18 protein-coding genes are annotated in these 19,133 nt (G+C 55.1%); all 18 read right to left on the bottom strand.

What is annotated here, in order from left to right:
* Positions 1 to 4: 4 nt before the first annotated feature.
* The 18 genes from MHH28_RS14050 to MHH28_RS14135 all read right to left on the bottom strand — a co-directional run bounded on the left by MHH28_RS14050 (position 5) and on the right by MHH28_RS14135 (position 19,106).
* Entirely contained in the window at positions 5 to 448 is a 444-nt protein-coding gene (locus tag MHH28_RS14050; RefSeq protein ID WP_405117081.1) for a cell division protein SepF, read from the bottom strand.
* Positions 448 to 1,143: a YggS family pyridoxal phosphate-dependent enzyme gene (locus tag MHH28_RS14055; RefSeq protein WP_405115869.1), complete on the bottom strand. Its 696-nt coding sequence runs from the start codon at positions 1,141 to 1,143 to the stop codon at positions 448 to 450. Before MHH28_RS14055 ends, MHH28_RS14050 begins: the two co-directional genes overlap by 1 nt.
* Positions 1,144 to 1,147: 4 nt before the next feature.
* Positions 1,148 to 2,005, bottom strand: a complete 858-nt coding sequence (pgeF, locus tag MHH28_RS14060; RefSeq protein WP_405115871.1) for a peptidoglycan editing factor PgeF — start codon at positions 2,003 to 2,005, stop codon at positions 1,148 to 1,150.
* A 155-nt stretch (positions 2,006 to 2,160) separates the two neighbouring features.
* Complete coding sequence (locus tag MHH28_RS14065) at positions 2,161 to 2,472, bottom strand: YlmC/YmxH family sporulation protein (protein WP_405115873.1); 312 nt, start codon at positions 2,470 to 2,472, stop codon at positions 2,161 to 2,163.
* 198 nt (positions 2,473 to 2,670) lie between these two features.
* Complete coding sequence (gene sigG, locus MHH28_RS14070; RefSeq protein WP_036690188.1) at positions 2,671 to 3,453, bottom strand: RNA polymerase sporulation sigma factor SigG; 783 nt, start codon at positions 3,451 to 3,453, stop codon at positions 2,671 to 2,673.
* Positions 3,454 to 3,531: 78 nt separating this feature from the next.
* Positions 3,532 to 4,254 carry an RNA polymerase sporulation sigma factor SigE gene (gene sigE, locus MHH28_RS14075; RefSeq protein WP_036690190.1) on the bottom strand — a complete coding sequence of 241 codons (723 nt, stop codon included), beginning with the start codon at positions 4,252 to 4,254 and terminating at the stop codon, positions 3,532 to 3,534.
* Positions 4,255 to 4,273: 19 nt separating this feature from the next.
* Complete coding sequence (gene spoIIGA, locus MHH28_RS14080) at positions 4,274 to 5,230, bottom strand: sigma-E processing peptidase SpoIIGA (protein ID WP_405115876.1); 957 nt, start codon at positions 5,228 to 5,230, stop codon at positions 4,274 to 4,276.
* A gap of 233 nt (positions 5,231 to 5,463) precedes the next feature.
* Positions 5,464 to 6,321, bottom strand: coding sequence for an Rpn family recombination-promoting nuclease/putative transposase (locus tag MHH28_RS14085; protein ID WP_405115878.1), 858 nt, complete (start codon positions 6,319 to 6,321; stop codon positions 5,464 to 5,466).
* A 126-nt stretch (positions 6,322 to 6,447) separates the two neighbouring features.
* A complete protein-coding gene (ftsZ, locus tag MHH28_RS14090) occupies positions 6,448 to 7,566 on the bottom strand; it encodes a cell division protein FtsZ (RefSeq protein ID WP_405115880.1) in 1,119 nt (372 codons plus the stop codon).
* Positions 7,567 to 7,629: 63 nt separating this feature from the next.
* Complete coding sequence (ftsA, locus tag MHH28_RS14095; RefSeq protein ID WP_405115882.1) at positions 7,630 to 8,892, bottom strand: cell division protein FtsA; 1,263 nt, start codon at positions 8,890 to 8,892, stop codon at positions 7,630 to 7,632.
* Between the two features lie 325 nt (positions 8,893 to 9,217).
* A complete protein-coding gene (locus tag MHH28_RS14100; protein WP_405115884.1) occupies positions 9,218 to 10,000 on the bottom strand; it encodes a cell division protein FtsQ/DivIB in 783 nt (260 codons plus the stop codon).
* Between the two features lie 66 nt (positions 10,001 to 10,066).
* Entirely contained in the window at positions 10,067 to 11,350 is a 1,284-nt protein-coding gene (murA, locus tag MHH28_RS14105; protein WP_405115886.1) for a UDP-N-acetylglucosamine 1-carboxyvinyltransferase, read from the bottom strand.
* Positions 11,351 to 11,535: 185 nt separating this feature from the next.
* Positions 11,536 to 12,651 (bottom strand): undecaprenyldiphospho-muramoylpentapeptide beta-N-acetylglucosaminyltransferase, encoded by a 1,116-nt coding sequence (murG, locus tag MHH28_RS14110; protein WP_405115888.1) that lies wholly within the window; start codon positions 12,649 to 12,651, stop codon positions 11,536 to 11,538.
* Between the two features lie 5 nt (positions 12,652 to 12,656).
* On the bottom strand, positions 12,657 to 13,754 hold the full coding sequence (gene spoVE, locus MHH28_RS14115; RefSeq protein ID WP_405115890.1) for a stage V sporulation protein E: 1,098 nt from the start codon (positions 13,752 to 13,754) through the stop codon (positions 12,657 to 12,659).
* Between the two features lie 49 nt (positions 13,755 to 13,803).
* Entirely contained in the window at positions 13,804 to 15,225 is a 1,422-nt protein-coding gene (gene murD / locus MHH28_RS14120) for a UDP-N-acetylmuramoyl-L-alanine--D-glutamate ligase (RefSeq protein ID WP_405115892.1), read from the bottom strand.
* A 3-nt stretch (positions 15,226 to 15,228) separates the two neighbouring features.
* Positions 15,229 to 16,194 (bottom strand): phospho-N-acetylmuramoyl-pentapeptide-transferase, encoded by a 966-nt coding sequence (gene mraY, locus MHH28_RS14125; protein ID WP_405115894.1) that lies wholly within the window; start codon positions 16,192 to 16,194, stop codon positions 15,229 to 15,231.
* Between the two features lie 15 nt (positions 16,195 to 16,209).
* A complete protein-coding gene (gene murF / locus MHH28_RS14130) occupies positions 16,210 to 17,619 on the bottom strand; it encodes a UDP-N-acetylmuramoyl-tripeptide--D-alanyl-D-alanine ligase (RefSeq protein WP_405117084.1) in 1,410 nt (469 codons plus the stop codon).
* Positions 17,619 to 19,106: a UDP-N-acetylmuramoyl-L-alanyl-D-glutamate--2,6-diaminopimelate ligase gene (locus tag MHH28_RS14135; RefSeq protein WP_405115896.1), complete on the bottom strand. Its 1,488-nt coding sequence runs from the start codon at positions 19,104 to 19,106 to the stop codon at positions 17,619 to 17,621. Before MHH28_RS14135 ends, murF begins: the two co-directional genes overlap by 1 nt.
* Positions 19,107 to 19,133: the final 27 nt, after the last annotated feature.

Genomic DNA, 19,133 nt, shown 5'->3' on the forward strand with positions numbered 1-19,133 from the left:
CTGCTCACCTCATTCGGTTGTAATCTTGCTCGTCACCCAGGATCTCGGTAATGGAGCCTTGTATCTCCACGGTGTCCGGTGTGCACATAAATATATTGCCCCCAATTTTGGATATTCCTCCACCCAGAGCATAAACAGTTCCGCTGAGAAAATCGATAATCCGCATCGCCTGGTCATTGCGCACCCGCTGCAGGTTAATCACTACGGTGCGGTGTGCACGCAGATGGTCGGCAATCTCCTGGGCCTCGTCATACGAACGCGGCTCGTAGAGCACAACCTTCACATTTTTTTGGGAATGGATGCTGACGACGTTGGCCCTCTGATTTTTGCGCGTTTCTACAGGGGCGGGTTCGTATTCGTCCTCATCACGGGAGATTTGCTCCCGCTCCACAATCTCCTCTTCCTCCTGCAAGCCCAAGAAACTCATAAACCGGTTCATTACGCCCATCATTCTCCCTCCTCATGACCTACTAATACCGTTCCCAGGCGCACCCGGGTGGCTCCTTCCTGTATCGCCACTTCAAAGTCATTCGACATGCCCATCGACAGCTCATGTATAGGCTCAGGTGTCAAGCCCAGCAGATTCAGGCGGTCACGCAGCTCGCGGAGTCCGCGGAATACAGGCCGGGTTGCCTCGGGGTCTTCCTCATGGGGGGCCATCGTCATCAGACCGACCACCTTCACCCGGCCATACGGGGCGATCTCCTTCAGGAAGCCCTCCACCGCTTCCGGCGCCAGGCCGAACTTGGTATCTTCCCCGGAGATATTCACCTGCAGGAACACCTTCACATCAAGTCCCGCAGCGTCCGCCTTCTTATGCAGCTCCCTGGCCAGCGACAGCCGGTCCAGAGAGTGAATATATTGAAATTTACCGATAACGTCCTTGACCTTATTCGTCTGCAAATGCCCGATAAAGTGCCAGATCCCCTTGTGTCCAAGCGCATTCCATTTCGGCTCCGCATCCTGCCAGCGGCTCTCGGCAATCTCCTCAAGCCCTGCTTCCAATACAGCGGATACCGTATTCAGCGATACGTATTTCGTTACCGCAATCACCTTGACTTCACTGACATCCCGGCCGCTGGCCGCGCAGGCCCGTGCGACACGTTCCCGGGTAGTGGCTATTCTCTCTTGTAGCGAGGCCAAAATTTCAACTCTCCTTTATTCCGATCCAGCTCGTCATTCTCCCAGTGACCCCATGTTCCTTCCGGTAGGAGAAGAACAGATCACTGTTACAGCTTGTACACCAAGTTGTACATTCGATATGAGTCGGCAATATTCCTGCTTTTATCATAATGCGTTGGTTCAATTCTTTCAAGTTCAGCAGCATTTTGCTGCTGTCCGTCTCCGATGGTCTATATAAAGCCTGCGCGCCTTCCGCCGCATCCGGCAGGTTCAGCCCGGCCTCCAGCCGGCGGACAGGGTCCATGACGTAATCATCAACTTCATAGCAGCAATCTCCAATAGAAGGCCCTATAGCAGCCTGTATGTCCTCCGGGCGGCTCCCGTACGTCTGTCCCATACGCTCCACCATCGCTGCCGCGATTTGGGCCACGGTTCCCTTCCAGCCCGCATGCGCCAGCCCAACCACCTGCTTCAGCGGATCATGGAAGAACAGCGGCACACAGTCAGCATAAAAAGAAGTCAACAGCACCCCGGGCACATTCGTCAGCAGCCCGTCTGTGGCCTGAAAGGCAGAGGCCCGGTCCAGGCTGCCCCGGCCGCGTTCCTGTTCTGTAACGATGGCGATCTCTTTGCCATGGGTCTGTTCGCCGCAGGTCCAATCTGCAAGCCGGAAGCCCAGACTCCCGGACAGCAGCCTGCGGTTGGCCAGCACATCAGCCGGATCATCGCCTACATGAAACGCACAATTGAAGCTGTCATACGGTTTTTTGCCGCTGCCGCCTGCTCTGCCGGTGAAGCCTGCTGTAATGCTTGTATACGGCTCACGCCAGGGCTCCAGATGCAGCAGCATTGGCGCTGCGCCACTCTGCATAAACGGTTCCATCTCTTCACCTCCGCTTAAGTGTACCACACTCAGCCCCACAAAATATTCCCCACAAAGTGATGAAACGCTTCGAAGCCTATTCAAGTACTTTGCGGGGGCCCCGAAAACATTCTCCTATGACTATACCCATATCCGCAGAAAAAAGACGCACCTCATTAATAAGTGCGCCGTTCACTGCGTTCCGGCCGTTCCAGGTACATCATCTCGCGATCTTCCTGTCCCTGCGGGATGCGGGGCTCCTCCAGCTTCACAAGCACGACATCCGCACCGATCTTCACGATATTCCGCCACGGAATCACCAGATCGGCCCCGCCGCCGAACAAGCCCATAAATCTGGTATACCCCGGAACAATCACGGCGTCAATGACCCCTCTGCGCAAATCCAGCTCCAGATCACTGATCTGGCCCAGCCGTTTGCCGTCAACAATATTGATTACATCTTTGGTTTGAAAATCGGAGATTTTCATTTTCTTACCCGAAGCTGACGTCTCCTCAATCATCCTGCCACCCCTGTACATTCAGACCTATAGCTTCAGTATATGTCCTTAAGGCTTGGCCGCATGACTGTAATCCAGATCTCTGCCCCCCTTACATATAAAAGGATATCCCGAATGGCCGCCAGGTGCAGCCTTCCGGAATATCCTCCGCTCATTTATACGCTGTGGTCATGACTTTACATGCTTTTGCATTTGCTGGATCGCTGACTTCTCCAGGCGTGAGACCTGGGCCTGTGAGATACCAATCTCGTCAGCGACCTCCATCTGGGTCTTGCCTTCGAAGAAGCGCATTGACAGAATGCGTTTCTCGCGCTGCCCCAGCCGCTGCATGGCCTCCCGGAGCGCAATCTCCTCAATCCAGGAGACATCCTTGTTCTTGTCGTCACTGATCTGATCCATCACATAGATCGGATCCCCGCCGTCATGATAGATCGGCTCGAACAGGGATACCGGGTCCTGAATCGCATCGAGGGCGAAGACAACATCCTCCTTCGGAACGCCGAGCGCTTCGGAGATTTCGAAGATCGTCGGCTCCCGCGAATTCTGGTTCGTCAGGCTGTCGCGCACCTGCAGCGCCTTATAGGCGATATCACGCAGGGAACGGGATACCCGGATCGGGTTGTTGTCGCGCAAGTAGCGGCGGATTTCTCCGATGATCATCGGCACCGCATAGGTGGAAAACTTGACGTTCTGCGATAAATCGAAATTATCGATGGCTTTCATGAGTCCGATGCAGCCTACCTGAAACAGATCATCCACGAACTCTCCACGATTATTGAACCTTTGAATAACGCTTAGCACAAGCCTGAGGTTGCCATTTACCAATTTCTCTCTGGCGGATCGCTCGCCCTGCTGCTGCAGCGAAGTGAACAATGCCCGCATTTCCACGTTCGTGAGAACAGGCAGCTTGGCGGTGTCCACACCGCAAATCTCGACTTTATTTCGGGTCATGATGATTAACCTCCCAAGGAGAAACATTACTGTACATTATCTCCCCGGTCCGGCATTTTATTCCTCAGCTTTTATCACTTACACCATCTTGTTGAACTCCTTGCGCAGCCGCTTGATAATTCGTTTCTCCAATCGCGAAATATAGGATTGGGAGATGCCCAGCAGATCGGCCACATCCTTTTGCGTTTTTTCCTCGCCGCCCCGCAGCCCGAACCGCAGCTCCATAATCAGCCGCTCCCGCTCGCTGAGCTTCTCCAGCGCCTTCTGCAGCAGCTTGCGGTCCACCTGCTCCTCGATGTTGCGGTAGATCGTATCGTTCTCCGTACCCAGCACATCCGAGAGCAGCAGCTCGTTGCCGTCCCAGTCAATATTCAGCGGTTCGTCAAAGGAAACTTCGCTTCTGGTCTTGCTGTTGCGCCGCAGATACATTAGAATCTCATTCTCAATGCAGCGGGAGGCGTAGGTGGCGAGCTTGATTTTTTTCTCCGGGTCAAAGGTGTTAACCGCTTTAATGAGCCCGATCGCTCCAATGGACACCAGATCCTCGATGTTGATGCCGGTGTTCTCGAATTTCCGGGCGATGTAGACCACCAGCCGCAGGTTGCGCTCGATCAGCATGGCCCGGACCGCGGCATCGCCGCTGGAGAGCCGCTGGAGCAGGAACTCCTCCTCCTCGCGTGTCAGCGGCGGCGGCAGCGCTTCACTTCCGCCGATATAATAAATCTCCTGGCTCTTCAGACCGAGCAGAAACAGCATGCGGTAATACTGCAGTTGCAGCACAAGCTTGAATTTGACCATTATTGTTCCTCCTATAGGTTACTTAGCCCATCACCTTGCCAGCCGGCGCTTCTGGAGCGCTCTCTTTGTGGGTCAGGTCAGGATGTATGACCGCCCGGTACGCGCCGTCTCCCGACAGTGTCCCGCCATCCAGCCCGATGAGTACCCTTGTGCTGCAAAAGGTGTCCCCGCCAAGCTCTATACTCACCCTATCCGGCTTCAACGCGAGCATGAAGGATGCCCCGCGGTTGACGCCCCTGTACGGCACCAGCCGCACTCTGTCCTGCCATGCGAACGACTGCCCGTCCGCTTCCAGTACAAGTGTGTCTGCACCCGTCTGGGTCAGTCTCCCCTTCCAGGAGGCCGGCAAATGGCCTTCCCACAGCGAGGCTTCCATCACCATGACCGGAATCCTCGTCAGCGGATCACTGAGCCGGTTCCCGGTATCGAGCAGTCCCGGGCAGGTGACCGACACTCCGTCGATCTCCACCGTCACTTCCCCGATATAGGAATCCAGCTGCTCTCTGTGCCGGCGGGAGGACTGAATCCCCTTGAAGAGCAGCAGCACCAGCGGAAGCAGGGCAAGCACGAACCAGAACCCGATCTTCAGCCGGTAAGCTTGGCCCCCCGAGGAGGTGAAGATTATACCCTTCCAGATGTCGCCTGAGCTTTGCAGCAGATAATGAACGCCTATGATCCCTCCCGCCGCCGCAAAATTAATGATATAAAACGCCCCAAATGCCCGAAGATAGCTTTGCAGACTTCTAAATCCAAAGGCTATCCATATCATCAAAACCGACAGCCCGAATTTGATGAGAAAGGTATACAGAAAGGACAGCTCCGGTACGAACATCATGACAACATAGAGCGCACCCGCCAGTGCGGAAACAATCAGGCGCCACCAGGATACCTTGTGCTTCACCAGCCAGCTTGTCAGCCACAGCAGGACTCCGTCGATCAGCAGATTGGCGGCAAAAATCAAGTCAATATACACAACCATCGCTCTCACCTGCCTGCAAACGGATATCTATCCGGAGGCCGGGGTGCAGGCTCTCTTTTTAGACGATAAGATTAGTATAGAAACTCCCGCATCCAAAGTCTGTCTAAACATGGGGGGCGTTCCAGCAGTTTTTTTGTCGAGTTATGGGCCGGATGCGTAAGTTAGCGGCGAAACCAAATTCTGTTCAACAGAAAAAAGCCAGCCTCATAGGCTGACCTTCAATCGTTGTGTATTCAACTGATAGATTTCAACTCTTCTTCCGTGAGTCCGGTGGCCTTCAGTATAGCAGAAGGATCGATTCCCATATCCAGAAATTTCTTGGCTATCTCCCGTTTGGCCTCAAGTTCGCCTTGGGCACGCCCTTCCGCCACTCCCTTGGCGAAGCCTTCTCTAAGCGCACCATCACGCTGCGAGGCTTCGTCCATCAGAAACTTCTGGCGGTCCTCATATTTACGGCGGGCTTCTGAATCCTGACTCAGAAATTCCAGCGTCTCCATCGCCTTCTTCAAGGCTGGCTCGTTCATTTGCAGCACCTCCCAATCAGAGTAGTCAATCCCTTTCAGGAACAGCAGCCAGTTCACCAGGCCGCCCTCGCCGGGCACAACCGGCTGGTTCAGCTTGGGCAGCTCTAGGAAATGAATCTCGATATCGTCTGTCAGCGGCGCTCCGCTGCTGTCCTCCCGCAAATGAAATACACTGTGTGTATGTTCATTTGGGAGCACCTTGTAATTCAGAATGTTAATCGTCACGCATTTCTTCAGCTCGGTATATTTCCCGCTGACCTGAAGCTGCCCGGCATAACGCTTGCTCCAATAGTACAACGTACGTTTCTCAATATCATATTTGTTGAACAGCTGCATCTCAATGTTGATTAGCTGGCCATCAACCGTCTTCGCCCATATATCAAATATCGCCTGCTTATCCAGCGGATCATCCTTATCCGTATAGGGATTGAGCACCACTTCCTCCAGCGGGAGATCGCCCGCATCCAGAAATATCCGGTTCAGAAAAGCCAGCAGTACATCCTTATTGCCCTCACTTGCAAAAATCCGCTTAAATACAAAATCTATCCGGGGGTCCAGCAATTCCATTTCATCGTCTCCCGTTATCGTTATTATACAGCCTGAACAACAAAAAAACACCATACCCCGCAGTTCAAAGCTGCGTGATACGGTGCTTCCGTAACAGTCTATGCTATTAATCGTTATTAATGGCTCTTAATCATTATTGCCGCGTGTCCGGTTGCGCAGGAAGGTCGGAATATCCAGCTGATCCGAGCTTGTCTGATTCCCGAACGGACGAAGATTCTCACTCTTGCTCTTATTATCAGCAGCCGGTTCGCTGTTTGCCGCAGGACGGCGTACAGGAGCTATTGGAGAGGGCTTGTGTTCAAAACCGGTCGCAATAACAGTAACCTTGATCTCGTCCTTCATGCTCTCTTCGATAATGGCACCGAAGATCATATTCACTTCAGGGTCCGAAGCAGAGGTCACAATCTCGGCAGCTTCATTCACTTCGTACAGGGAGAGGTTGGAGCCGCCTGTAATGTTCATAATGACGCCGCGCGCACCTTCGATCGAGGTTTCTAGCAGCGGGCTCATAATCGCTTTGCGGGCCGCTTCAGATGCACGATTCTCGCCGGTGGCAATCCCGATGCCCATCAGCGCTGAACCGCGCTCTGTCATAATTGTCTTCACATCGGCAAAGTCAAGGTTGATCAGGCCGGGAACCTGGATAAGGTCGGAGATACCTTGTACCGCCTGACGGAGCACGTTGTCCGCTTCACGGAACGCTTCCAGCATTGGAGTCTTCTTATCCACAATTTCCAGGAGACGGTCATTCGGAATCACAATCAGCGTATCAACCTTTTCCTTGAGCGCTTCGATTCCAAGCTCGGCCTGGCTGGCACGCTTTCTGCCTTCAAAGGTGAACGGGCGGGTCACGACGCCTACCGTCAGTGCTCCGCATTCTCTGGCGATCTCCGCAATGACAGGTGCTGCGCCTGTTCCGGTACCGCCGCCCATGCCTGCGGTCACGAAGACCATATCCGCGCCCTTCAGCGTATTCGAGATCAGATCGCGGGACTCCTCTGCCGCCTTCTTGCCGACCTCAGGATTTGCTCCTGCGCCAAGTCCGCGGGTCAATTTATCCCCGATTTGCAGTTTATGCTCCGATTTGGCCATATGCAGCGCTTGGGCATCTGTATTAACCGTGATGAACTCAACACCCTGAACGCCATTTTCAATCATCCGGTTCACAGCATTGCTTCCGCCGCCGCCGACGCCGATGACTTTTATTTGCGCCAAGCTCTCCATTTCAAAATCAAATTCCAACATATTGTTTCCATCTCCCCCTCGAGTAGTGCTTGGATGGCCAGTCCAAGTATATCTGGATTACAGTTATATGAACTCGCTAAACATATTCTTTAGTCGTTCCACCAGACCTGGCTTCTTGGAAGAATCCTGAACCGGTGCGGCGCTCTGTTTGCTGCGGTTAACGGTCTTCTTGTTGGCACTGCCGCCGCCGCTTCGTCCGCGGTAGTTGCGCACCACATTGTGGAGGATGCCTACGCCGCCCGTGAAGCCGGGGTCGCGCACTCCAATATAATCCGGCACGGCAATCCTTACGGAGGCTGCCAGCTCGTTCTGGGCTACCTTAAGCACCCCTGGCATCGAAACTGTTCCACCCGTAAGTATATAACCTCCCGGAAGCTCCGTATAACCAAGCCGCTTCACTTCCTGACGGATCAGGTGGAAGATTTCCTGGACTCTCGGCTCGATAATCGCTGCCAGATCCTCCTGGTTGAATTCCTTCTCCACATTGCTGCCAATACGCAGGACCTTGAAGACGACCTCCGAAGCGGCATCGTCGATCCAGGCGCAGCCGTATTTCAGCTTGACCTTCTCAGCCTGATCGGTAAGTGTGCGTAATCCGTACGCAATATCATTGGTTATGAATTCTCCTCCGATCGGAATCGTGGAGGTTGCACTAAGGGAACCTTCTTCATATACGGCAATCGTTGCCTGGCCGGCGCCAATATCTACCAGTACAGCCCCCATCGATTTCTCATCTTTGGAGAGCGCTAATCCGCCAGCCCCGAGAGACATAAGGACAAGATCTTTAACCTTCAGACCTGATTTCTCCACGCAGCGGAGCAGATTATGTATGGGGGTCTTGGCACCGGTGATGATCGTAGCCTCCACTTCCAGGCGGACGCCGATCATTCCGCGCGGGTCCTGAATGCCTTCAAGGCCGTCGACGATATACTGCTTGGCGACAACATCAATGACCTCGCGTTCCGGCGGGAGTGCAATAACCTCCGCAGCCTTGATTACACGGTCGATGTCATCTTCGCCAATCTCACGGTCCTCATTCTGAACGGCAACTACGCCGTGGCTGGATTGCAGGCCGATATGATTGCCGGATATGCCGACATACACCTCGGATATTTGAATACCGACCATTTGCTCCGCATGCTCTACGGCACTCTTGATCGATTGCACAGTCTGATCGATGTCTACAATCGCACCCTTGCGTATCCCTTCCGAATCAGCAGATCCAACGCCAATAATATTGAAGGTTCCACTAGTAACTTCCCCGATTATTGCCCGAACTTTGGATGTACCGATGTCCAAACTAACAATGATGTCATTGTTGCTCAAGCCCTATGGCACCTCCTGTTATAATCATAATAAACAACCTTTGGTCCCGGTCGCGGGAAACATCTCTGTACATATTCAACGTCCCTAATCCTTTCCCTCTTTTTTCAACAAATTTTTTGAGAGGAATAATATGACAAGGTATTCACGTGCAGGCAGGCGCCCTCCGCTCAGCGGGATCAGAACCTGACTTTCAAACAAGGAAATCAAGAGAATAGCGGCTATATCCTGGATTGCATCTCAAAAAATCCGCAGAAAAAAGAGGGATATTGCTTATTGCCCGTAAAACAGATTGTAGCATTTTTTCGGCTATATTAGTAGGGACTATTTACTCCCCAGTGTCTGCCCCTTCCTCTTCCTCTTCCTCTTTCTCTTTGTCCCCGGCTTCGGTATGAAACGGAACATAGGAATCCGCCTCCAGCATTCTGATCAGTCCCGGCTCCTCCGTCTGGATCACCTGATTCAAATAGCCCACCTTATCCTTCAGCAGCGAAATGGCCGTAATGACCTCAAAGCGTGAACGTGTGTACAGCTTGATCCGGTCCGGAAAAGACAGCGTCGGGGAAGGCACAATCTCCGATATATCACTGGTCAGCTCATTCGGAATTCCGGCCAGCGCCTGACACAGCTTGGTCTTATACGGATCGTCAGCCTTCCAGTTGGTCAATATCGGCTTCTCAACGGCAATTCCGGTATCTGTTACAGAGACAGCGGCCCCGCTCGACAGAATGGCTTCCAGCACGCCTGACTGATCCAGTTCATAGGCAACCGCCGGGTATTCCTGCACAGTGATCGTAACCACACCGGGGAACTTCTTGCTTACCTGCGCCTCCTGAACCGTATCCAGCTCTTCCAGCGCCTTCCCCACAGAATCTCCGGAGACCGCGAAGAACTGTCCTCCGATCTTCAGGCCGCTTGCAGCCAGCAGCTTCTCGCGGGACGTATATTTCTCGCCCTGCATTTGAATGGCCGTAATCTTGCTGATCGACGAACGGAAGAAGATTACCGCCAGCAGCGCAGTAAAGAGCAGTACCAGGATGATGATAATTTTACGGTTTTTTCTCTTGCTAGGCTTGTCCTCTTTCAAAAGAGGTATTCGCGTTTTTGGCATTCTCATATCTCCGTAATAAGGCCCTGTCTCCTTCCTTCACGGCTTCGCCGAAGGAGACAGGGAGCTTTAATTGGCCAAATCCAGCGGGTCAGTCACAGGAACCTTGCGGCTGATGCGTGCCCCCAGCTTCTGAAACAGTAATTCGATGCCGTCATATCCCCGGTCAATATGATGCGCCTGCTCTACAATGGTGGTTCCCTGAGCAGCAAGCCCGGCGATCACCAGAGCCGCTCCTGCCCGCAGGTCAGTGGCCTCAACCGTGGCTCCATACAACCGTTGCACACCGCGTATGAACGCCCTGTTGAGATCAGTGGAGATATCGGCTCCCATCCGGCCCATCTCCTCCACATGCTTGAAGCGCCCTTCGAAAACCGTTTCCTTGATGACGCTGAATCCGTCCGCCAGGGACAATAGAACCATAACCTGGGACTGCAGGTCCGTCGGAAAGGACGGGTACGGCGAGGTCACAATTCGCTCAACCGCACGGGGACGTCCCATACAGCTGATATTAATTATATCATTGCACACTGTAATTTGAACACCGGCGCGCCTCAGGATATGGATCAGGGAGGTCAAATGTCCTGCATTGGTGTGGGTCAGCGTCACATTGCCCCTTGTGGCGGCGGCGGCAATCATCACGGTTCCGGCCACGATCCGGTCGGGAATCACCTCATAGCTGCAGGCATAGAGCTTGCGGACACCCTGGATGGTGATCGTATCTGTCCCCGCACCGATAATCTGTGCCCCCATCGCATTGAGGAAGTTCTGCAGATCCTGGATTTCCGGCTCTCTCGCTGCCCCGGAGACAGTGGTCGTGCCTTCGGCCATGGCGGCGGCCATCATGATATTCTCCGTGGCGCCTACGCTGGGGTAATCCAGATGGATATCACAGCCTCTCAGCCGCTCGGCCCGGCAGCAGATCCTGCCGCCCGACTCCTCAATCTCTGCCCCAAGCAGCTTCAGGCCCTGCAGGTGGAGGTCGATCTTGCGCTCTCCGATGGCACAGCCTCCCGGCTGATAGATCGTCACTTCCCCGAACTTGGCCAGAAGCGGTCCCATCAGGAAAATGGAGGATCTCATCTGCCGCATCAGGTCCTCCGGGACATGGGAGGTCAGGAGAAAGGATGTATCAACTGTTACCGTCTCCTCTTCATGCATCGTCCGGCAGCCCAGCCGCTGTAGAATATGCAGCATCGTTTCGATGTCCAGCAGCTTCGGCACATTATGCAGTGAGTGAACTCCTTCGGCCAGCAGGCTGGCTGCCAGAATCGGCAGTGCCGCATTTTTTGCTCCATGGATACGAATGGTGCCTGACAGGGGATTTCCGCCCTCAATCACCAATTTGTCCAATGTATCACCTCCGAGATTACCGCTCACCCACCGTTGGCACTTCCTGTACCACTGTCCTGCGGAATTGGCCGGAAAGAATTCCGTTTCCGAATCTCAGACATCAAGAAGCGCTCTGGGTGATTGTCACGATTATAGGATCATCCTATGTCAGGAGTTCCGTGAGTGTGACAATGTAAGCCCGGATTCTAGCGTTTCCGTCCCGCAGCCAGCCTGCGGAGCTCGCTGACTACAAGGGAAGCGGAATCTCTTTTGCCGAGGCGTCTTGAGGCCTCCGACATACTGCTGCGTACCGTATCCGCTGCAATGATCTTCTGCACTGCACTGAACAGCGCCTCGCCGCTCAGATCCTTCTCCAGCAGCACTACTGCCGCACCTTCACTCTCAAGCGCTCTGGCGTTGGCTTCCTGATGATTGTTCGTCACATTGGGAGACGGAATGAGTACAGAGGGTATGCCAAGCGCGGTAATCTCTGCCAGAAAAGAAGCGCCTGCCCTGTTCACGATAAGGGAAGTGCAGGCCAGCACCTCAGGCATATTGTGAACGTAGGGGAGGACATGCAGCCAGTTCGGGATACTTCCCAGCTGCTCGCGTACCGCCTTGCGGGTATCCTCGAAGTAGGACTCTCCGGTTACATAAACATAGTGGACATTATTACCCTTACCCACAAACGGAGCCATTTCAATCATGGCCCGGTTAATCGCCTTGGCCCCACCGCTTCCTCCGACGACCAGCACTACCGTGCTGCCTTCGGGAATGCCGAGTGACGCGAAGCCGCGCTGCGGATTCGCCGTCATGACCGTCGTAGCCCGGGGATTGCCCGTATAGATTACATTCTTGGCCCCCGGAAAGGCCGGCTCTGTGCCTTCAAAGCTCACCGCGACCGTGCTGGCATACCGGCTGAGAAAACGGTTGGTCAGTCCCGGAATCGCATTCTGTTCATGGATCAGCGTCGGGATGCCGAGCCGGGACGCTGCATAGACTACCGGCCCGCACACATACCCTCCGGTTCCCACAACCACATCGGGCTTGAACTCACGCAGCATCGCTTTGGAGGCTTTGACCCCTTTCAGGAACCGCATAACCGTCTTCACATTGTCCATCGACAGCTTGCGGCGGAAGCCTGTAATATCAATCGCTTGGAATGGCAGATTCTCCTGAGGAACCAGTTTGCTCTCCAGACCCCGCTTGCCTCCGATATACAGGAAGACAGAATCCGCATCTTCGGATTCCAGTTGTCTGGCCACGGCTACGGCAGGATAGATATGTCCTCCCGTGCCGCCGCCGCTAAGTACAATACGCATGTCTTTCACCTCGCATAACGGGATAAATTAAGCAGAATGCCAAGAGCTGTGAGCATCAGAGTGAGCGATGAGCCACCGTAGCTGATCAGGGGAAGCGTGATGCCCGTTACCGGAATCAGGCCGATCACCACACCGATGTTAATCACCACCTGAACCGCCACCATACATACGATGCCTACGGCAAGATAGCTCCCGAAGCGGTCCGGCAGGCTCATGGCTACCTTCATCCCGCGCCAGATCAGCAGCAGGAACAGCAGCAGCACGGCCAGCCCCCCGATAAACCCCAGCTCTTCGGCCAAAATTGAGAAAATAAAATCAGTCTGCGGCTCCGGGACATAGCTGTACTTTTGCCGGCTCATCCCGAAGCCCAGTCCGCCCAGCCCGCCGGGACCCACGGCGTAGAGCGACTGAATAATCTGATAACCGGCGCCCAGCGGATCGGACCAGGGGTCCAGGAAAGCAGTGATCCGCTGCAGCCGGTACGGCGCAGCGGCAATGAGCCCGGCGAACCCGGCCAGCCCCAGCGCGCCGAGGGAGAGCAGATGCTTCATCCGCGCCCCGGCTGTGAAGACCATCATCAGGGCCGCTCCGAACATGACCGTGCCTGTACCAAGATCCGGCTGAAGCATAATCAGCGCGAACGCCGAGCCGATCAGTGCAAGCGGCGGAAGCAGCCCGCGCATGAAGCTGGAGATGTCATACTCCTCGGTTCCGAGCCACTTGGCCAGGAAGAGGATCATCCCCATCTTCATGAATTCCGAGGGCTGAATCCCGAAAGAGCTGATCCCGAGCCAGCTGCGCGCGCCGCCGCGCACTACGCCGATGCCGGGAATCAGCACCAGCACCAGCAGGGCGAAGCACACGATCAATAGCGGCCGGGCGAATCTCTTCAGCGCAAGGTACTCGGTGTTCGCCGTAATGAACATCGCGATGAGGCCCAGGCCTGCGAACAGCATCTGTCTTTTGACAAAATAAAACGAATCGCCATAATTGCGGAAGCCCAGAACGGACCCGGCACTGTATACCATTACCATACCGATAGCCAGTAAAGCGAGTATCGGCAGCAGCAGCCAGATATCGGGCGCATGACGGGATTTGTTCATCAGGAACACACCTCTTGCATCCGTAGTAGGGGCTTATCCACCCCCCTACTTAAAGGTTATGCACCGCCTCTTTAAAAATACGCCCGCGCTCCTCATAGGAGGTAAACATATCCCAGCTCGCGCAGGCAGGGGACAGGAGAACCACATCCCCCGCTTCCGCCAGGGTGGAAGCCTCCCGCACAGCCTGCTCCAGCACGGCAGCGGCACTCTCCCCATTATCGACGGAGATGACCGTCTTTACTCCTGCCTGCCGGGCTACAGACGCCAGCTTGTCCCGGGTCTGCCCAAGCGCTATCAGCGCTTTGACATTCCCCCCCAGGACAGGCAACAGCTCCATATAATCCGAGCCGCGGTCCAGGCCTCCGGCGATAAGAATGACCGGCTTCCGGAAGGAGTCCAGCGCCATGGAGGTCGCTTTGGAATTGGTAGCCTTGGAATTGTTGTAATAGGCGGTCCCTGCCTTGTCTGCTACATACTCCAGCCTGTGCTCCACCCCGCGGAAGGAAGCCAGCACCGGACCCAGCACCGCCGGGTCCGCCCCTGCGGCAATGGCAATGCCGCAGGCAGCCAGCGCATTCCCTACATTGAAGCGTCCGGGAAGTCCGATAGAATCGACAGCGGCTATTTCGGTCTCGCTTCCGCTGGAATCGCGGTAGATAATAACGCGCTTCAGTTCATCAACCCTATCCGCCACATAGGACGGGCGGACGAAGATACCCTGCACCAGCTCCTCGTTCATGGAGAAGGGCATAATTTCCGCCTTCAGATAGGGCACCAGCTCGCGGCAGACCGGATCATCCCAGTTCAGCACAGCCGTATCCTCCGGCTCCTGGTTGGCGAACAGCCTGGATTTGGAGGCTACATAATCCTCCATACCCCCATGGTAGTCCAGGTGGGTCTCCGCCACATTCAGCAAAGCAGCGATTCTGGGCCGGAATGCTTCGGTGCCCTTCAGCTGGAAGCTGCTCAGCTCGACCACCATCCAGTTATCCGCGTCAGCCTCCTGTGCGGCCTGAGAGAGCGGCGTTCCTATGTTGCCGGCCACAATGGGCCGCATCCCCGCTGCCTCCAGCATATGGCCCACCCAGGTCGTTGTAGTAGTCTTGCCGTTGGAGCCGGTGATGCCGATCATCGGGGCAGCGCAGAGATGATAAGCTACCTCCACCTCGGTTACTACCTCAATCCCCAGCTCCAGCGCCTGCTGTACCGGAGCGACCGAATAGGGAATCCCCGGGTTCTTGACCACCAGCTCCACACCCTCGTGGATCAGTGTCTGCGGATGCCCTCCGCATATAACAGAAATTCCCAAAGATTCCAGTTCGGAAGCTTCGGGACTCTGATCTCTTTCCTTTTTATCATTGACCGTCACCACAGCGCCGTGTTCATGCAGCACCTTGGCCACCTGGACGCCGCTTTTGGCGAGCCCCAGGACAACCACCTCTTGACCACGGTACAGATCCGGATGTTTCATTCGTTACAACCCCTTGATGAGATATAGTCCAGCTGCCGCCAGCACGAGGCCCACCGCCCAGAAGGAGACGACTACACGCCACTCCGACCAGCCGCCCAGCTCAAAGTGATGATGGATCGGGCTCATTCTGAATACCCGTTTGCCGCGCGTCTTAAACGAAGCGACCTGAATAATTACGGACAGCATTTCAACCACGAAGACTCCGCCAATCACCACAAAGAGCAGCTCGGTCTTGGTGACAATCGCAATCGCGCCAATTGCCCCGCCGATTCCGAAGGAGCCGAAATCGCCCATGAACACCTTGGCAGGATGGGCATTGAATACGAGAAAGCCAAGCACTGCGCCAATCATCGCAGCGGCACAGACACCAGCGGCAATCGAGGTTGCCTGCATGGCTACCACCGCGAAGGCAGCGAGCGCAATCGCGCTTACGCCTGACAGCAGACCATCCACACCGTCCGTGAAGTTAACGGCATTCGTGACTGCCATCATCATCAGCACAATGAACGGATAATAGAACCAGGGGCCCCAGTCGAAGCTGAAGGAGGTTCCCGGAACGCTGATATTCGTATTATGCCCGGCCGAGATCAGCAGAACGCTGAGCACGACGCCGACCAGCAGCTGGCCCAGCAGCTTCTGGCGCGCCGTAAGCCCAAGGGAGCGCTTAAACACAATTTTGATATAATCATCCAAGAATCCAATGAGTCCATAGCCCAGTGTAGCGGCCAGCAGTACATAGAAGTCCGAATTAATGACCGAGAATTTCAGAAAAGACAGCGTGAACGCGACCATGATGATTACGCCGCCCATGGTAGGGGTTCCCGCCTTCTTCAGATGGGTCTGGGGCCCGTCGTCACGAACCTGCTGTCCGAGCTTAAGGCGGCGCAGCAGCGGTATGATCAGCGGAGCGGCAATGACCGCAAGGATAAAGGACACAGCAATAGTCAGCAGAAGCAATTGATAATCCATGGGTACACCCCTCCTTTAGTTAGAATTCGCTTCAGAATGTTCTTTCAGGCGATTTAGCACTTCCTCCAGGCGCATCCCTCTGGATGCTTTGAACAACACCACATCATCATTGCCGCACTTCGCAGTCAAGGCAGTGATCAAGGCTTCTTTATCGGTAAAAGCAAAGATATGCCCGGCCTCGAACCGCTCCGAGGCCGCGGCCGCAAGCTGTGCCGACAGCGGGCCGAAGGTGAATACATCATCCGTCAGCTCCGGGTCGAGATAGCTGCCGATCTGCCGGTGGAACTGAAGCTCCTCCGGCCCGAGTTCCAGCATGTCCCCCAGCACCGCGATTCTGCGGCCGCTGCATTTCATGGACTGGAGCACATCGATCGCCGCCCTCATGGAGGTCGGACTGGCATTATAGGCGTCATTCAGCAGAACCAGCCCGCTTGCCGCCTGAATAACCTCAATCCGCATGCCGGTCAGCTTGAGGCTGCTTAGTCCTTCTGCCATTTGGTCATCGCTCACCTTATAATGACGCGCCACCGCAAGCGCAGCGAGCGCATTAATTACATTATGCTGCCCCGGCAGCGGAAGGGTGAAGGCACGCTCCCCATGCAGCTGCGAGGTGAAGGTCATTCCCCCGCTGTGCGACATCAGACCGGTCGGATAATCATCATTGTCCGCAGATTGCCCGAAGCGGAAGGTCATCATCCCTTCAGGCGTGCGGAAGCCGGGCTCTGCCAGAACCTCGGCGAGCAGCGGCTCATCCCCGTTATAGATCAGCAGCCCGCCCGGCTGAAGTCCGTCCACAATCTCAAGCTTGGCTCTGGCGATTTCCTTGCGGGAGCCAAGCTGCAGCAGATGGGATTCGCCCACATTGGTAATCACCGCTACGTCAGGAGAAGCGAGCAGAGACAAGAGGGCGATCTCTCCCCGTGAGCTCATGCCCATCTCCAGCACAGCGATTTCAACATCGCTGTCCATCGAGAGGATCGTCAGTGGCAGGCCGATATGATTGTTGAAGTTCCCTTGGGTCTTGTGCACCTTGTACTCTACTTCCAGCAGCGCCGTAATCATATCCTTGGTCGTGGTCTTGCCGTTGCTTCCCGTTACAGCAACCACCCGGGGGGCAACCTCGGCCAAATAGGCGGAGGACAGCTTTTGCAGTGCTGCTAAAGTGTCCTCTACCAGTATAACCCCGCCGCCTGCGGGTGCCGGGCCCTTATCCCTCTGCCAGAGGGCAGCGGCGGCTCCCGCCGCCAAGGACGCGGCCGCATACTGATGGCCGTCGAAGTGCTCTCCAACCAGCGGGACGAACAGGCAGTCCGGCGATATTTTGCGCGAGTCGGTGATGACTCCCTTAATTTCTATATCCTTAGCTTCGGGCGTGGACAGCTCTCCTCCGCACATTTCCGCAACGTTATTCAATGTTCTAATAATCAATAGCTTCGGCCCCTTATCACTTCTTTAGCAACGATGCGGTCATCGAAATCATGAACGACTCCCTTGATCAGCTGATAGGTCTCATGACCTTTCCCCGCAATCAATACTACATCGCCGGGGCTTGCCATTTCAATAGCTTTCGTGATGGCTTCCCGCCGGTCCGGAATCATCTCATAGCGCTTCCGTGCCACGCCATCCTCGCGCAGTCCCGCCTCAATATCGGCCAGAATCTGCAAAGGGTCCTCCGTCCGGGGGTTGTCGGAGGTAACCAGCACATGGTCGCTGTATTTGGCGGCTATTTTGCCCATGAGCGGCCGTTTGGTCGTATCGCGGTCCCCGCCGCAGCCGAAGACCGTCAGCACCTTGCCTTGCGCAAACTCCGTTACAGCCCTCAGCACATTCTCCAGGCCGTCCGGCGTATGCGCATAGTCAACTATGACTGCGAAATCCTGCCCGGCATCCACAGACTCTACTCGGCCGTCCACGCCTGCCACCGACTCCAGACTTGCCTTGATGTCCGCAAGCGGCACATCCTCCAAGAGTGCAGCTGTAATAGCCGCTAGCGCATTATAGACATTGAACTTGCCGACCATGCGAAGCGAAATATCCGTCTCACCCTTAAACGTCTCCACATGGAAAAAAGTTCCTTTGGATGTGATCGATATTTGCGATGCCCGGACATTCGCAGCCCTGTCGATACCATATGTAAGGACCTCCGCTGCGGTCTGGGCGGCAAAATAGGCACTGGCTTCATCGTCTGCATTCAGCACGGCGTATTTGCGTTCCTCCTTCCACGGCGAGATCACGTTGCCGAGCCGCGAGAAGAATAGTCCCTTCACTGCGCGGTATTCCTCCATCGTATGGTGGTAATCCAGGTGATCCTGGGTCAGATTCGTAAATATCGCTGTGCGGTAGTCGGTCCCCTTCACCCGCCCCTGCTGGAGCGCATGGGAGGATACCTCCATTACACAGCACTGCACACCCTTAAGCGCCATCTGATTCAGGCTGCGCTGAAGCTCCAGCGACTCCTGTGTCGTACCGGACATCGGATAGCTCTGACCGTCATACCGCATCTGAATGGTCCCGATCAGTCCGGTCTTCACCCCATGATCCTGCATGATCCGTTCAATCAGATACGTGGTAGTCGTCTTGCCGTTGGTGCCGGTGATCCCGATCAGCTTCATCCGGCTGCTGGGTGAACCGAAGAAGGCATTGGACAGCACGGACATGGCATACCGGCAGTCATCGACTACGATCTGCGGCAGGTCAATATCCAGCTTCCGTTCGCAGACCAGGGCTGCGGCGCCCTTGGCGGCAGCCTGAGGTGCGTAATCATGTCCATCCACCGTATGTCCGGGCAGACAGATGAACAAATCGCCCGGACCCACCTTGCGTGAATCGGCCTGCAAATCTGAAATTTCTATGTCTCCATCCCCGTATAGACGGGAAGCGGCCAGACAAGAAGAGAGTTCTTTAATTAACATACCTATCCCTCACTCTGCATAAAATCC

Origin of the sequence: Paenibacillus sp. FSL K6-1217 (assembly GCF_045040735.1) — a bacterium.
In the GTDB taxonomy this organism is placed as follows: Bacteria; Bacillota; Bacilli; order Paenibacillales; family Paenibacillaceae; genus Paenibacillus_AQ.

Bases quoted from the DNA above. Each gene is read 5' to 3' on its own strand.
- MHH28_RS14050 (WP_405117081.1), bottom strand. From the start codon at position 448: ATGGGCGTAATGAACCGGTTTATGAGTTTCTTGGGCTTGCAGGAGGAA.
- pgeF (WP_405115871.1), bottom strand. From the start codon at position 2,005: ATGGAACCGTTTATGCAGAGTGGCGCAGCGCCAATGCTGCTGCATCTG.
- MHH28_RS14065 (WP_405115873.1), bottom strand. From the start codon at position 2,472: ATGAAAATCTCCGATTTTCAAACCAAAGATGTAATCAATATTGTTGAC.
- sigG (WP_036690188.1), bottom strand. From the start codon at position 3,453: ATGACCCGAAATAAAGTCGAGATTTGCGGTGTGGACACCGCCAAGCTG.
- spoIIGA (WP_405115876.1), bottom strand. From the start codon at position 5,230: ATGGTTGTGTATATTGACTTGATTTTTGCCGCCAATCTGCTGATCGAC.
- MHH28_RS14085 (WP_405115878.1), bottom strand. From the start codon at position 6,321: ATGGAATTGCTGGACCCCCGGATAGATTTTGTATTTAAGCGGATTTTT.
- ftsZ (WP_405115880.1), bottom strand. From the start codon at position 7,566: ATGTTGGAATTTGATTTTGAAATGGAGAGCTTGGCGCAAATAAAAGTC.
- MHH28_RS14100 (WP_405115884.1), bottom strand. From the start codon at position 10,000: ATGCCAAAAACGCGAATACCTCTTTTGAAAGAGGACAAGCCTAGCAAG.
- murG (WP_405115888.1), bottom strand. From the start codon at position 12,651: ATGCGTATTGTACTTAGCGGCGGCGGCACGGGAGGACATATCTATCCT.
- spoVE (WP_405115890.1), bottom strand. From the start codon at position 13,754: ATGAACAAATCCCGTCATGCGCCCGATATCTGGCTGCTGCTGCCGATA.
- murD (WP_405115892.1), bottom strand. From the start codon at position 15,225: ATGAAACATCCGGATCTGTACCGTGGTCAAGAGGTGGTTGTCCTGGGG.
- mraY (WP_405115894.1), bottom strand. From the start codon at position 16,194: ATGGATTATCAATTGCTTCTGCTGACTATTGCTGTGTCCTTTATCCTT.
- MHH28_RS14135 (WP_405115896.1), bottom strand. From the start codon at position 19,106: ATGTTAATTAAAGAACTCTCTTCTTGTCTGGCCGCTTCCCGTCTATAC.